Annotated in this window: 10 protein-coding genes and 1 riboswitch; of the genes, 5 read left to right on the forward strand and 5 right to left on the reverse strand. The window is 52.4% G+C overall.

The features are described 5' to 3' along the window. Nucleotides 1-181: 181 nt before the first annotated feature. From putA to A10D4_RS07550, 3 genes are all read left to right on the forward strand, one after another. Nucleotides 182-3,349: a bifunctional proline dehydrogenase/L-glutamate gamma-semialdehyde dehydrogenase PutA gene (gene putA, locus A10D4_RS07540; RefSeq protein ID WP_008488744.1), complete on the forward strand. Its 3,168-nt coding sequence runs from the start codon at nucleotides 182-184 to the stop codon at nucleotides 3,347-3,349. A gap of 111 nt (nucleotides 3,350-3,460) precedes the next feature. Beyond that, the gene (locus tag A10D4_RS07545) at nucleotides 3,461-4,012 is read left to right on the forward strand and encodes a hypothetical protein (protein WP_008488745.1); all 552 of its coding nucleotides are present in this window, start codon (nucleotides 3,461-3,463) and stop codon (nucleotides 4,010-4,012) included. Nucleotides 4,013-4,047: 35 nt separating this feature from the next. After that, nucleotides 4,048-4,668 (forward strand): hypothetical protein, encoded by a 621-nt coding sequence (locus A10D4_RS07550; RefSeq protein ID WP_008488746.1) that lies wholly within the window; start codon nucleotides 4,048-4,050, stop codon nucleotides 4,666-4,668. A 189-nt stretch (nucleotides 4,669-4,857) separates the two neighbouring features. Here the strand turns inward: A10D4_RS07550 and A10D4_RS07555 are convergent, their stop codons facing one another. Further along, the gene (locus tag A10D4_RS07555; protein WP_237738535.1) at nucleotides 4,858-6,126 is read right to left on the reverse strand and encodes an Nramp family divalent metal transporter; all 1,269 of its coding nucleotides are present in this window, start codon (nucleotides 6,124-6,126) and stop codon (nucleotides 4,858-4,860) included. Nucleotides 6,127-6,231: 105 nt separating this feature from the next. Further along, nucleotides 6,232-6,408: riboswitch (Lysine riboswitch) on the forward strand. 72 nt (nucleotides 6,409-6,480) lie between these two features. On the opposite strand from A10D4_RS07555, the gene lysC reads away from it, so the two are divergent. Further along, nucleotides 6,481-7,884 carry a lysine-sensitive aspartokinase 3 gene (gene lysC / locus A10D4_RS07560; protein ID WP_008488748.1) on the forward strand — a complete coding sequence of 468 codons (1,404 nt, stop codon included), beginning with the start codon at nucleotides 6,481-6,483 and terminating at the stop codon, nucleotides 7,882-7,884. A 9-nt stretch (nucleotides 7,885-7,893) separates the two neighbouring features. Here lysC and A10D4_RS07565 read toward each other — a convergent pair whose 3' ends face one another. From A10D4_RS07565 to A10D4_RS07580, 4 genes are all read right to left on the reverse strand, one after another. Further along, nucleotides 7,894-8,361 (reverse strand): hypothetical protein, encoded by a 468-nt coding sequence (locus A10D4_RS07565; RefSeq protein ID WP_008488749.1) that lies wholly within the window; start codon nucleotides 8,359-8,361, stop codon nucleotides 7,894-7,896. Then, nucleotides 8,342-10,120, reverse strand: coding sequence for an acyl-CoA dehydrogenase C-terminal domain-containing protein (locus tag A10D4_RS07570; RefSeq protein WP_008488751.1), 1,779 nt, complete (start codon nucleotides 10,118-10,120; stop codon nucleotides 8,342-8,344). The genes A10D4_RS07565 and A10D4_RS07570 overlap by 20 nt, the downstream gene beginning before the upstream one ends. A gap of 171 nt (nucleotides 10,121-10,291) precedes the next feature. Continuing rightward, nucleotides 10,292-11,041 carry a general secretion pathway protein GspB gene (locus A10D4_RS13650; RefSeq protein WP_008488753.1) on the reverse strand — a complete coding sequence of 250 codons (750 nt, stop codon included), beginning with the start codon at nucleotides 11,039-11,041 and terminating at the stop codon, nucleotides 10,292-10,294. 6 nt (nucleotides 11,042-11,047) lie between these two features. Then, nucleotides 11,048-12,514, reverse strand: coding sequence for an ExeA family protein (locus A10D4_RS07580; RefSeq protein ID WP_008488755.1), 1,467 nt, complete (start codon nucleotides 12,512-12,514; stop codon nucleotides 11,048-11,050). A 116-nt stretch (nucleotides 12,515-12,630) separates the two neighbouring features. On the opposite strand from A10D4_RS07580, the gene A10D4_RS07585 reads away from it, so the two are divergent. After that, on the forward strand, nucleotides 12,631-13,866 hold the full coding sequence (locus tag A10D4_RS07585; protein WP_008488756.1) for a multifunctional CCA addition/repair protein: 1,236 nt from the start codon (nucleotides 12,631-12,633) through the stop codon (nucleotides 13,864-13,866). Nucleotides 13,867-13,873 lie beyond the last annotated feature (7 nt).

The following is a 13,873-nucleotide window of genomic DNA, read 5'->3' on the forward strand; positions in this document are numbered from 1 at the left end:
TACTGACTCGTTTACCGCGGGTCAACAGACGGTTGTCGGAAAGCGTATTGACACCGTCGCACAAAAAATGCACCGTGGGCGCGTTGATAGGCTTCACAAGGGAAAAAATAAGTCTATACTGGCGCCCGATCTATCATCGGGAAATACTTACCAGATTCGGTAGGGCCTTACAGGAGATGCTATGTTTAAAGCAAGTGAGGTACTGACCCAATCACATCAAGGTTCCGATTTAGAGCTCTTACAAAAAGCCATTACCGATAATTACATTGTCGATGAAAATGCTTATATGGAAGAGCTCATGTCGTTGGTGCCAGATGATGATGATACCGTCAGTGCAGTAACCGAGCGGGCAACAAAACTGGTTGAGCAAGTTCGTGGGTCGACAGACGACAATATGGTCGACGCCTTCTTGCAGGAGTACAGCCTAGATACCAAGGAAGGCATTATGTTGATGTGCCTTGCCGAGGCTTTGCTGCGCATTCCTGATGCAACCACCGCAGATGCTCTGATTCAGGACCGTCTGTCGGCAGGCGACTGGCAAAAACACATGGGCAAAAGTGCCTCATGGCTAGTCAATTCCGGCACTTGGGCGTTGGCATTGACCAACAATGTCATCAACCCCACCGGCACTGCGATGGAAACACCACGTAACAGTTTCCGTCGTATGCTGCGCCGCTTAGGCAGCCCCATTGTGCGCAAAGCAACTTATACCGCCATGCGTATTATGGGTAAGCAATTCGTGCTGGGTCGAAACATTCACGAAGCGCTAAAAGAGAGCCGCGATAACCGCGATAAGGGCTATACCCACGCCTACGATATGCTCGGTGAAGCCGCCCTAACCATGCGCGACGCCGACCGTTATTTTGACGATTACGTCAATTCGATTAAAACCGTCGCCAAAGAAGATTTTAACAATCCAGACGCACCGCGCCCGACGATTTCGATCAAGTTGTCGGCATTGCATCCGCGTTACGACGCCGCCAATCATGAGCGTGTGCTGACCGAATTAGCCAGCCGCTTAACCGAATTAGTGAAGTTGGCGAAAGAGGCCGATGTGGGCGTGACTATTGATGCCGAAGAGGCCGATCGTCATGAACTGTCGATGGAGCTGTTCGAGAAGGTTTATCGTAGCGGCGTCTGTAAGGGCTGGCCACGTTTTGGTTTGGTGGTACAGGCTTATTCTAAACGAGCACTGCCGACACTGTGCTGGATAACCGCATTAGCACGCGAGTGTGGCGATGAAATTCCTGTACGCTTGGTAAAAGGCGCCTACTGGGATACCGAAATTAAGTTGTGCCAACAAAACGGCCTCAGCGGTTACCCCGTATTTACTCGCAAAGCGGGCACCGATGTGTCTTATCTGGCTTGTGCACGCTACTTGCTAAGCGATGATACCGATGGCGCTATTTATCCGCAGTTTGCGACTCATAACGCGCAAACCGTGGTGTCGATTCAACACATGAATCAGGTGCATAAACGTCGTATTGAGTTTCAACGCTTACACGGTATGGGTCAGGCTCTCTATGACACGCTATTAGAGCAGCAAAGCGATCTGACCGTGCGTATTTACGCACCGGTCGGTCAGCATAAAGACCTATTGCCCTACTTGGTTCGTCGTTTATTAGAAAACGGTGCGAACTCGTCATTTGTACACAAGTTGCTGGATCCGCAAACGCCGGTGAAAGAGCTGGTAGTCCACCCAATGACGACTCTCGCACAACGTCCTTCGTTAGCGAACCACAAAATTCCGCTGCCAGCCGACATTTACGGCGAGCGCAAAAACTCGGCAGGATTGAATATGAACATTCACTCACAAGCAGATGACTTTTTGGCCGCGGTACAGCAGTACCGTGATAAGCAATGGCAAGCCGGTCCTATCGTGAACGGCGAAACCGTGGACACCGAACACAGTGTCTCGATCACTAGCCCACAGAACTTGCAACAGCAAGTCGGTCGAATTTATTGGGGCGATAAAAAGCTTTCTGAAAAAGCTTTAACGGCCGCTAACAAAGCTTATAAACGCTGGCGTGACACTAGCGCAGACGAGCGCGCTACGGCTCTCGAAAAGTGGGCCGACTTATTAGAGGCGAACTTTAACGAACTGATCGCACTATGTAGTTTAGAAGCCGGCAAAGGCTTGCAAGACGGTATTGATGAAGTACGTGAGGCGGTCGACTTCTGTCGTTATTATGCCACACAAGCGCGTGAGCTGATGGGTGGCCCCATCAAATTGCCGGGGCCAACCGGTGAAACCAACGAACTGATGGTTGAGGGTCGTGGTACGTTCATTTGTATTAGCCCTTGGAACTTCCCGCTGGCTATCTTTACCGGCCAAGTCGCCGCCGCTTTAGTGACCGGTAACTGCGTTATCGCTAAGCCCGCCGAACAAACCGGCTTAATCGCCTACCGTGCGGTGCAATTAGCGCTAGAAGCCGGGATCCCGGGTGATGTATTACACTATATGCCGGGCAGCGGCGCCGAAGTCGGTTCTTACCTGACCAGTCAAGAAGAAATCGGCGGTGTTTGCTTTACCGGTTCGACCTATACCGCGCAAGCCATCAACCGTGCGCTAGCGGCGCGTACCGGCGCTATCGTACCGTTAATTGCCGAAACCGGCGGTCAGAACTGCATGATGGTCGATTCTACCGCACTACCTGAGCAGGTTGTTACCGATGTCGTTGGCAGTGCCTTTAAGAGTGCCGGTCAACGTTGTTCGGCGCTACGCGTACTGTATGTACAGGACGATATTGCCGACCGCGTGATTGATCTGTTGAAAGGCGCCATGGCTGAACTAAAAGTGGGCGACCCAATGCTGCACGAAACCGATGTTGGCCCTGTTATCGACGGTGTGGCCAAGTCGAACCTAGAACAGCATATATCGGACATTCAACAAGCAGGCCGCTTGATTGCGCGTGCGCCGATGCCAGATGAAACCCAACAGGGAACTTATGTGGCACCTACCGCCATCGAAATCGACAGCATCAGCCAACTGGTAAAAGAGAATTTTGGTCCGATCCTGCACGTTATCCGCTATAAAACCTCAGAGTTGGATAAAGTGGTGGACAGCATCAACGGTACTGGTTTTGGCTTAACCTTTGGTATCCACAGCCGTAACGAAACCTTCTCATACGACATCGCGAGTCGTATCGATGTCGGTAACGTCTATATCAACCGTAACCAAATTGGTGCAGTTGTTGGTGTGCAGCCGTTCGGTGGCCGTGGCATGTCGGGTACGGGTCCGAAAGCCGGTGGTCCACACTACTTACACCGCTTTATTACCGAAAAAACTCGTACCGACAACATTACCGCGGTTGGCGGCAACGCAACGCTGTTGTCATTGGGCGACTAAGCATCGGTTTTAGCTGAAAATAACAAGCGGCTCTGCGGAGCCGCTTTTTTTTGCTTTATCAAATAAAGCTCGTTTACAGTAAGGCATTATTGATAACTATAACGAGTGATAATGAAACGGACCTCTATCACGCTATTACTATTAATACAGCCATTGTTATTGATCGCGTTGGCTGTTTCCGACAACTGGTTTTATGCTTGGCACTTCAGCGACAACCATTTCGTTTACGATGCCCTTATCAGTAGTGCGAGCTTTCTGCTTTTTTGCATAGGGTTTGCTAGATGGGTGCAACGGCAGTCGGTACGCGAAGCGTTATTGGTGCTATTTTTGGTTTTTTTTGTTGGCTATCGTTTGCTGGCTTGGGGCGTTGCTCAGCCTCGCCCGAGTTTGACACAACGGACGCTGACGAATGGCTATCAATTGCAGTTGGTGAATTTTGATCCCGGTGCTATGGGCACGGCTCACGTCGAACTTTGGCTGGTCAGATCTTACCTAGGGTTACGCAAACGAGTGGCGAAACTTGCTGACTATAACAATATTCGCACCGCAGAAATTAGCTTAAGTGGCGCTGAGATACGTCTTGAAATGCTAGATTTTAGCGGTCAAAGTCGCGTTGAACGCGTTGCTTTATCCGCAGATTTACCTCCCCTTTTAAACCGATAAATGCGATGTAGTCAAAAATTTAAAGCGAGAAAGATATGGACTTCTTTGACCCTAAAATCATTTTAACGGCGGTATCAATTATCTTCATTAGCGTACCAACCGTCATCTATCAATATCTCAGCCATTACTCTCGGCTTAATCGTAACCGCCTCAGCCTGCTTTCTCGCGCGGCACAAAATACCGAATTATCAGAACAATGGCGTTTACATTTCCGTGATCAAGTATTGGATGAAGCGTTTTTTCAAGCGCACCGAGTACGCGCCAATAATGGCAAAAAGCATTATCTGCTAACACTGTATAGCTACGTGCAACAACGCTGCTCATTTCGGCAGCTTATCCTAACTTTTGACCGTATTAAATTTATTAATGGTCGTTATCGATTCAACATCGATATATTTGCCGCACTCTGGTTCAGTTATTCACTGATTGTCACCATCGCAAACTTTGCCATGGCTTTACTACTCATTGTACTGCTTATAGGCACACTTCAATCTCAGCAGGACTTACCATGGCAATGGGGCTTTTTAACTATTCCGCTGTTCGCAGTTTTAGCGCTCTACTCGTTGCGGGAATCTATGAAGTTTATCCTCGCCTGTCACATCAGAAGGATACTCAAACAACTTCCTGCCGATGCCCGCGCCGAGTTGGGCGTCTAGCTGCATATGTAATAGCGGATAAGGCATGCCCTCAGCATCCATTGACGAACGGCCGTGTACACGGTTGTAAGTCATCTTCCTTTAAAAAGTCGTGGGTCGCTCTGACTGACGCTTCCCAGATTTCTATAAGACTCATGTAATCCGTGTTATTCGCCACTCTCAAAAACATGCTAAGCTTCCTAAAATCGATTAAAACAATGCGCTGAACAAACTACGCGCCCCCAGTCCGATACTGAGCAATAAAACCGCCCCACCCAACAGGTTTTGCCAGCGTGAATTGACGTGTTCACCAAGCCGCGGATGATTCACCGCGCGTAGCAAAAATGCGCAAATAACCGGTAGTAATAAACCGTTGGCGACTTGCGCAAACAGGATCAAACTCACCGGCTCTAAGCCCAACGAAGCAACCAGCATGCCGACCGCCAGAATCACCATCCAAGTGGCTTTAAAAGCCGGATGGCGTAAGTCGGCAGGATAGCCCAAAATACCGCTTAAGGCGTAAGCAGAGGCTAACGGTGCGGTTAACGCTGAGGTAATACCCGCCGCAAATAGTCCTAACGACATCATCAGCGTCGCGGTATCGCCAAACAACGGTTGTAGCGACAAGGCCAAATCGGCGGCGCCATGAATGCTAGCAGCATGACCAAAATAGGCGGATGCGGCCGTGGCCAATACCGCCATCGAAATCAGTCCACCCAAAGGAATACTGATATATAAGTCGCGCCGCGCTTGCGCTAACTGTGCAGGTCGGCGCCACTTGGTGGCGGCCGTCGAGGCATGTAAAAACAAATTGTAAGGCACCACCGTGGTGCCGATTAGCGCGACCACCGTTAACGCCGCACCAGTCGGTATTGTCGGTAGCGACAAACCGGTTAATAACGCCTGCCAATCCGGTTCGGTCAAAACAAAGGTGACGATAAAAGCCGCGCTCATCGCTACCACCAAGACGATTAACACCCGCTCAACCACGCGATAGCTACCGCTGACTAGCAGCAAAAACGCAATACCGCCAATCACCAAAGCCAACGGATTCGAAAGCGTGTCATTAGGCGCCAACCACGGCCAGTGTTGAGTCCAGTAAGCGGCACCTAAGCTGGCGCCGGTTAAATTACCGCCCTGATAAGCGCCGTTACCGACCACCACCGCAGCCAACACCAAACTTAAGCAGCCGAACCGCAACCAACGGTTGCTCACCATACTGCGGATATTCTCGCCCAGCCCTTGTTGCGTGACGACTCCTAAACGGGCGGCCATTTCTTGCAAAATGAGGGTTGCCAGCAACGAAAATAGCAATGCCCAAAGTAACGCATAACCATAGTTAGCCCCCGCTAACGAGGCGGTGACGACCGTTCCCGGGCCGATGAAAGCCGCCGCCACTAAGGCACCGGGGCCGATGTTATTCGCCAACCGACTTAGGCGGCCACGGATGTGTAAGCCGTCATCTGACTCAGCCATCATCGACTCTCCTTTATTGTTGTTATTACTGAACCATAGCGACGCTTAACATGCCACGGACATGGACATAAGTCACGGTTGGCTTTTGTCGGCATTTATTCTACTATGCCCGACAGAAGAGGTGCGATGCACAGGTAACTAACGCTAGGTAGCCGTTCTACCGCTAAGCGTTAACTAGGGGTGCATCGCCGAGATAATCAACTGGTACGGCGAGCTGATTATCGGCTAGGCAGGCTGAATCCTGTCGGCTGTCATCCAAACTTTGGGTGGAGCGCTTCAAGCTAACGGATATGCTCAATGGATATCAGGCCTGGCAGTTCTCTCCCTTAATATGTTGTCGAATATCATGGAGAACTCATGGCATCTACTCGCGCCCAGTTACACACCCAGACCGCAGCGGATCACTCCTCAGCAGCTCATTATGTGCTGAAATTTGGTGGTAGTAGTTTGGCCGACCCGGTCGCCATGCAACGCTGTATTGTTATTATTCAACAAACGCCCGCCGCACGCTGGGTGGTCGTCAGCGCCCCAGCTGGTGTCACCAATGCTTTACTGGCTATTGCCGATAGCGGTAAAGATGGAGCCGTTGACGAACAGCTATTGCTACGGCAGCGTGAACAAATACAGCAACGTCTAACGGCGTTTGCTGATTGGCTTAAACTGGAGCCAACACAACCCGATTGGCAGAGTATCCAACAGCAACTCAGCAGTGCTACAGCGTGTCAGGGCGCCAGCCGAGATCAGTTGCTGAGCTTGGGTGAACGTTGCTCGGCCTTGCTGCTAACCTTAGCACTGCAACAGCAAGGGATTGCCGCACAACACGTGCCTGCGCAGCATTGGTTACGCACTGACAGTTGCTATGGTGATGCCGAGGCCGACCCGCAAGCGAGTCGGCAACAACTCGCAGCACTCGACGTTAGTCATGGCATCCAGATTACCGAAGGTTTTACCGGCGCCGACCAACATGGCAACACCACCACCTTGGGTCGCGGCGGTTCCGATTATTCCGCGGCATTGTTAGCCGAAGCTAGCGCTGCCCGACAATTACAAATCTGGACCGACGTTGCCGGGCTCTATAGCTGTGACCCAAGACTGGTGCCTGAGGCTCACCCTATTGCTGAGCTAGCCTTTGCAGAAGCGGCTGAACTGGCGACCTTTGGCGCCAACGTACTGCACCCGAAAACGCTATGGCCAGCCATGCGCGCTGACATTCCGGTGTTTATTGGCTCCACCCTAAACATCGAACAAGATAAGCTATCCCGTGGCACCTTGATCCGACGCCAGGTATCACAGCAAAGCGAATTCACAGCACTGGCTTTACGCCGGCGGCAAACGCTACTCAAAATCAGCAGCCCGGATATGCTTTACCGCTATGGCTTTCTAGCCAAAGTGTTCGCCATCTTGGCCGACCAGCAGGTATCGGTCGATTTGGTCACCACCTCAGAAATCAGCGTTGCCTTAACACTGGATGAACGAGGTTCACGGCAGGCATTATCCACACAGGCGCTGCAAGCATTGCAGCAACTAGGACAAGTGAGCGTTGAGCATGATCTGGCGCTAGTGGCGGTGGTCGGCAGTAATTTGAGTCAAGCACCGCAACTCGCGGCACGCTTATTTACCGCATTGGCAGGTATCAATGTGCGTTTGATTAACCATGGCGCGAGCCGCCATAACTTGTGTTTACTGGTGGCTGAGGCCGATGCCGAGGCCAGTGTCAGACAATTACATCAAGCCCTGTTAAGCAAAAATGCGACCAGATAGCAGCGCTACCTAACTTTGAATACGGCGGATAACCACTTTGCCCTGCTGCTCTGCAGGCAATAAGTTATCGGTAAATACCACCACCGTCTGCCGCTGCTGGTCGCCGTCGGGATATTGCAACAGCCACTCACCATCACCGTAATACACCACTTGCGGCGGTTCGTTAAGCGCAGTCACGCGCTTCGGTAGCCAAAAACGTTGCTCGGTAAGTTGACCGTTGTGCAACCAGGCGATGGCCTGTAATGGGCGAAACTTAAGAATATAGACGGTGACCACCAACATGGTCAGCAAGGCGCCGCTGACCACGATCCATAATGGCAGCGCTTGGCCAATATAAATCGCCATCCATAGCGCCAGCAAAAAGCCGCCCCAACCCTGCGGGCGACGGCTGTCACGATAAAAAATCAACGCCCCCTCAGGTGCTGCAGGCACCTGACGTTGGGGCGTCGGCAATGCTTTAGAACTCGTCGTACTCATAGGCAAATAAGGCTTCGCTGCCAGCTTGAATGGCCGGTATTAAAGCATGAATACGCGGCAAAATGCGAGCAAAGTAAAAGCGTGCGGTTTTCACTTTCGCGTGCGTTAACGCGGTTTGCTCGCTTTGCTGCTCGGCCACCGTAGCCATGCGTAGCCACAAATAGGCGTAGCACACATAGCCCAGCAGGTGCAGGTACTCGACCGCAACACTGTTGACCACGTTCGCATCAGATTCAGCGGCAGCGATGATCGCTTCGCTAACGCCAGCGAGACTATTGAGCGCATTTTCTAGCACCAAGTATTGCGTTTGCCAGCCGCTGACCGGGGCCGCGATAAACTCACGGATATCATCGAACAACGGTCGTAACAGTTCGCCACCCGAGCCAACCACTTTGCGACCTAGCAAATCTAACGCTTGAATGCCGTTAGTGCCCTCATAGATTTGCGCGATACGGGTATCGCGTACTAATTGCTCTTGGCCCCACTCGCGAACATAGCCGTGACCGCCAAAGAGCTGCTGACCATGGATGGTTGCCTCTAGCCCGGTGTCGGTTAAAAATGCTTTAGCGACCGGCGTCAGTAGCGCCACTAATTGTTCAGCACGTTCGCGTTGAGCTTGGTCTGCCGCATATTTCGCGCGGTCAAGCTGCTGCCCAACATAGGTCGAAAACGCGCGCCCACCCTCGATGAGCGATTTCATGGTGAGCAACATGCGGCGCACGTCGCCGTGCACCAGCAGCGGATCGGCGGCGTTCTCGGTACGCTGCTGTGGTGTACCCGCGCGCCCTTGCAAACGTTCTCGGGCATACGCTAAGGCATTTTGATAGGACCGTTCAGCGGCGCCTAAACCTTGAATACCGACGCCCAAACGTTCATAGTTCATCATCGTGAACATCGCCGCTAAGCCACGGTGTGGTTCACCTAATAACCAACCTTTCGCGCCATCAAAGTTAAGCACGCAAGTGGCCGAGCCGTGGATACCCATTTTGTGTTCAATCGAGCCACAACTAACGGCATTGCGTTCGGCTAAGCTACCATCGTCGTTAACCAAAAACTTCGGCACGACAAACAGCGAGATGCCTTTGGTACCGGCAGGCGCATCGGGTAATTTGGCCAACACTAAATGAACAATGTTCTCGGCCAAATCGTGTTCGCCGCCGGTGATAAAGATTTTACTGCCGTGTAAGGCAAAACTACCATCACTAGCCGGTTCGGCTTTTGTACGAATAATACCTAAATCGGTACCCGCATGAGCTTCGGTTAGGCACATGGTACCGGTCCAACGGCCTTCGATGAGCGCTGGCAAGAAGGTGTTTTTTAAGCTTTCACTGCCGTGCAAGTCGAGCGTCATGATAGCGCCAGCAGTCAAACCGGGGTATAGCGAAAAGGCGATATCGGCTGAGCAAAGCATTTCTTCGTATTGTGCCGATAGCACTTTCGGCAAACCCATACCGCCGAATTCAGGGTTAGCGGTGACACCGACCCAACCGCCTTCAGCGAGTTGTTGAAAAGCCTCTTTATAACCCGCAGGTGTGGTGACCACACCGTTGTCAAAACTGACACCTTGTTCATCCGCGGCGCGCGACATCGGCGCAATTAACCCCTCGGCTAACTTGCCCGCTTCGTCTAACACCGCCGCGGCGGTGTCGGCGTCCATCATATCAACCAACTGCGGCATCTGTTGCCAGTCGGCAGGCACTTGAAAAACGTCGTTTAAAAGAAACCGCATGTCTTCGCGTGGTACTCGATAATCCGCCATGTTATTCACCCTATAGCTAACAGCGATGACAACGCGCGCGTCGCAAGCCAACAACGCACGACAATCAAGCTGTCGTTTCAACAGAATCAAACTCTAGTTTCAAACAGGTGTTTTAATAGCAGAAAAGGACCCACTTTGGCAAGCTCGGCGAATGCCTTACTGCGGCAGCTATTATTGCCAGTCGGTTAATGCCTCAACGCTAAACAGCTCGCCATTTAAATCAAGTACGGTGCGTTGTGGCTCGATCGACACGACCTCAATGCCTTGCCAACGGTCGCCCTCGCGCAACACGCGATCGTTCAGTTTTATCCAACGCTGCTGACCTAACGAGGAATACATATGTGAGTTATAAGCAAATTTAGGCACACGCTGCTGAAATGACGCCGACAACTCCGTTAAGTTCGGGATCACGCTATCAGGCTGACGTCGGTTATCCGCGCTCGTAGTAGCGGCAACCGCTTGCTCAAAACGCGCTAATAACTCCGGGGAGACGGCATCGCGGTTGAGCGTCTGCAATGCGGGTTGTGACGATGCTGAGGGCGCTGAAGACGGCTCAGTCTGCGCTGGCTCAACGCTAACGGTATCAACATTGCGCCAATTCAACTGCACCTCGGGGATAGCAGTGGCTTCGCCCCAATTTAGCGGTACTGAATGGTTCGCGGACAGTGGTGCTGCTTGGCCCTCTGCGGCCGGCCGTTTGTTTTCAGTCAGCATCACACTATCGGCCCCGCGCAGATATTGCAGCGTGAAGCCAAGCGCAGCACCGACAACCAATGCCGTCACTACCAACAATGAGCGTTTCAGCGTTGCCTGGCCCTCAGCAGAACCGTGCCGATTTGACAGCAGTCCTGCCGCAATCGGATGACGTTCTTGCAGGAGCGGAGATTGTTGCTTGCGTAATGCTTTTAAGATCGCCGACATAATTATTTACTGACCTCGTGATTCACTGCTAAGGGTCGTTTGTAAGCGCGGTCCGCCCTTACTCGCACGCGCGGCTAACCACGCCATCGTTGCACCATCCAGTTCGCCACTCACCGGCAGTCCTGCCTGTTGTTGTAACTGTCGGTAAGCATCTGCAGGACTATCCGGTACGCGGTCGATGTGGCGCTGTAATTGGCGCTTGACCCAATCGCCTAAGCGACCAGCGTCATTATTAAAATCAGGCGGTAATTGCCATAGTAATAAAAACTCACCGGTCCACTGCTGACTGATGCTTTCGGTCAGCGCCGAGGGATTTGCCACGAGCTGATAGCGGCCCGAACTCAGCTTTAGTAAAAAGGGGTAATTAATCGCCTGCAACTGGTCGATACGCAGTTGGCCGCGTAAGCAACCCAGCTGGTATTGCTGTAACCAATCGCATAACGCCGTCTGCTCAGGAGGTTGCGGTAATTGCCAGGCGGCCAGTAATTGCTCACTACCATCCGCCGCAGGCTGGCTTTTAGCAACGACAGTTTGGTTCTCCACAACATCAGAGGCGGTAGCGCCAGACACCTGCGTTAACCAAGCGTAACTAGCGGCTGCACTCAACACCAACAACAACGCCAGCAACCAGCCCCAACGCCAATTTGTATGAGAACGCCGCTGAGGAGCCTGCCCGACTTCTGCTTGCGCGGCTTTGACATGGCGCGGTAAAACTTGGCTTTCATTGGCATTATAGGCCGCCAACAAGGCGCGGTCACAAAGCAAATTCAACAACCGCGGTACACCCTCGCTAAGCTTATGTAGCCACTGCACCGCTGGACGACTAAATAACGCTCGTTGAGCGCCCGCCACCTGTGTGCGGTAGGCAATATAACGTTCGGTATCGGCAGCTGTCAGTGGTAGCAGATGGTAGCGTGCCGTTATGCGTTGCGCGAGTTGCCGTAACTCTCGCCGTCTGAGCAGATCTTGCAGTTCTGGCTGGCCGATTAAAATGACTCGTAACAGCTTACGCTCGTCGGTTTCTAAATTAGTTAATAAGCGCAGTTGTTCTAACACCTGCGGTTGTAAATGCTGCGCCTCGTCGATCAGCACCACACACTGGCCACCCTCACTGTGTACTTTCAGCACAAAACGACTGATACGATCGGTAAGCTCTTTGCTGGTCGCGGTCTTTTTGGCATAACGTAAGCCAAATTCGTCGCATAACGAGGCTAATAACTCGTGCTCATTCAGCATCGGATTTAAAATGAAGGCGGTACGCGTCGATTCTGGCAAGCGCTCTAACAACGCGCGCGATACCGTGGTTTTGCCGGTGCCGACCTCGCCGGTCAGCAAAATAAAGCCACCACTGCCCTCCAAACCATAACTTAAGTGCGCCAGCGCCTCTTGGTGACGGTCACTCAAGTACAAATAATGCGGATTTGGCGCAATCGAGAACGGCGCTTCAGTTAGCCCAAAATAGTTATAATACATGGTCGCCTGACGATACCCTGTGAGCAAAAATCACTTTAGTGTAACGAGTCACTTGCTTAGCGGCTAGTGATTCGCGATCATTGTTAACAAATCCCTACTCGGAATGCCTGTGCAACATGTCTAAAACTCAGGATTGGCAAGTCTACTTAGTCGGCGGTGCTGTGCGCGATGAGCTACTACAAAAGCCTGTGGCCGATCGTGACTGGGTGGTAGTTGGCGCCACCCCCGAAGATATGCTGAAAGCGGGTTATCAGCAAGTGGGCAAAGACTTTCCGGTATTCTTACATCCACAGTCTAAAGAAGAATATGCACTGGCTCGTACCGAACGCAAGCAAGGCCAAGGCTATACCGGCTTTCAAGTCGATAGCTCAAGTTCGGTCACGCTGACGGAAGACTTATTACGCCGCGACTTGACCGTGAACGCGATGGCGCGCGCCGAGGATGGTCGTCTCATCGACCCCTATGGCGGCTATCAAGATTTGCAAGCACGCCTGTTGCGACACGTATCGCCGGCATTTGTCGAAGATCCGTTACGGGTGTTACGGGTGGCAAGGTTTGCGGCGCGCTATGCGGAAGACGGCTTTCGCGTCGCCGACGAAACCTTAGCCTTGATGCGTGAACTAGCCGATAGCGGCGAATTACTGCAGTTAAGCCCTGAACGGGTTTGGCGCGAGACCGAGAACGCGTTGCGCAGTTCGCAGCCTGAGGTCTACTTTGAGGTGTTACGTCGCTGTGGCGCGCTAGCGATATTAATGCCGGAACTAGACCGCTTGTGGGGTGTGCCTAATCCGCCCCAGTGGCATCCAGAAATCGATACTGGTGTACACACCATGATGGTATTGCAGCAAGCCGCACGGCTGAGTGACGATACCCGGGTACGCTTAGCGGCGTTATTGCACGACGTTGGTAAAGGGCTCACCCCAGCAGCCGAGTGGCCCAGTCATCGTGGTCACGAAAAAGCGGGCGTAGCGGTTATCGACAACATGGCCGCGCGGCTGGCCATGCCTAACGACTATAAACAATTGGCTAAATTGGTGAGCGAATGGCATTTGCACTGCCATAAAGCGCTGGAATTACGTCCAGCAACCATCATCAAGTTGCTGAACGCGGTCGACGTCTGGCGTAAGCCGGAACGCTTTGAACAGTTTCTACTCGCCTGTCAGGCCGACCACCTAGGCCGGTTGGGCTATACCGATAAGCCCTACCCGCAAGCGGATTTTCTGCGTCGCTGTCAGGTCGCTACGGCAGCGGTCAACGTCGCCGACATCGTCGCTTCTGGCCTAACCGGCGCCGCTATCGGGCAAGCGCTGCACAAAGCGCGCTTGCAAGCGATAGCTAAGCTGCCTCGATAAAAAGCAT

Origin of the sequence: Idiomarina xiamenensis 10-D-4 (assembly GCF_000299895.1) — a bacterium.
GTDB classification, from domain to species: Bacteria; Pseudomonadota; Gammaproteobacteria; order Enterobacterales; family Alteromonadaceae; genus Idiomarina; species Idiomarina xiamenensis.

What these genes read in the sequence shown, in the direction of transcription:
- A10D4_RS07585 (WP_008488756.1), top strand. Translation starts at nt 12,631, where the DNA reads ATGTCTAAAACTCAGGATTGGCAAGTCTACTTAGTCGGCGGTGCTGTG.
- A10D4_RS07570 (WP_008488751.1), bottom strand. Translation starts at nt 10,120, where the DNA reads ATGGCGGATTATCGAGTACCACGCGAAGACATGCGGTTTCTTTTAAAC.
- A10D4_RS13650 (WP_008488753.1), bottom strand. Translation starts at nt 11,041, where the DNA reads ATGTCGGCGATCTTAAAAGCATTACGCAAGCAACAATCTCCGCTCCTG.
- A10D4_RS07580 (WP_008488755.1), bottom strand. Translation starts at nt 12,514, where the DNA reads ATGTATTATAACTATTTTGGGCTAACTGAAGCGCCGTTCTCGATTGCG.
- A10D4_RS07550 (WP_008488746.1), top strand. Translation starts at nt 4,048, where the DNA reads ATGGACTTCTTTGACCCTAAAATCATTTTAACGGCGGTATCAATTATC.
- A10D4_RS07545 (WP_008488745.1), top strand. Translation starts at nt 3,461, where the DNA reads ATGAAACGGACCTCTATCACGCTATTACTATTAATACAGCCATTGTTA.
- A10D4_RS07565 (WP_008488749.1), bottom strand. Translation starts at nt 8,361, where the DNA reads ATGAGTACGACGAGTTCTAAAGCATTGCCGACGCCCCAACGTCAGGTG.
- putA (WP_008488744.1), top strand. Translation starts at nt 182, where the DNA reads ATGTTTAAAGCAAGTGAGGTACTGACCCAATCACATCAAGGTTCCGAT.
- lysC (WP_008488748.1), top strand. Translation starts at nt 6,481, where the DNA reads ATGGCATCTACTCGCGCCCAGTTACACACCCAGACCGCAGCGGATCAC.
- A10D4_RS07555 (WP_237738535.1), bottom strand. Translation starts at nt 6,126, where the DNA reads ATGATGGCTGAGTCAGATGACGGCTTACACATCCGTGGCCGCCTAAGT.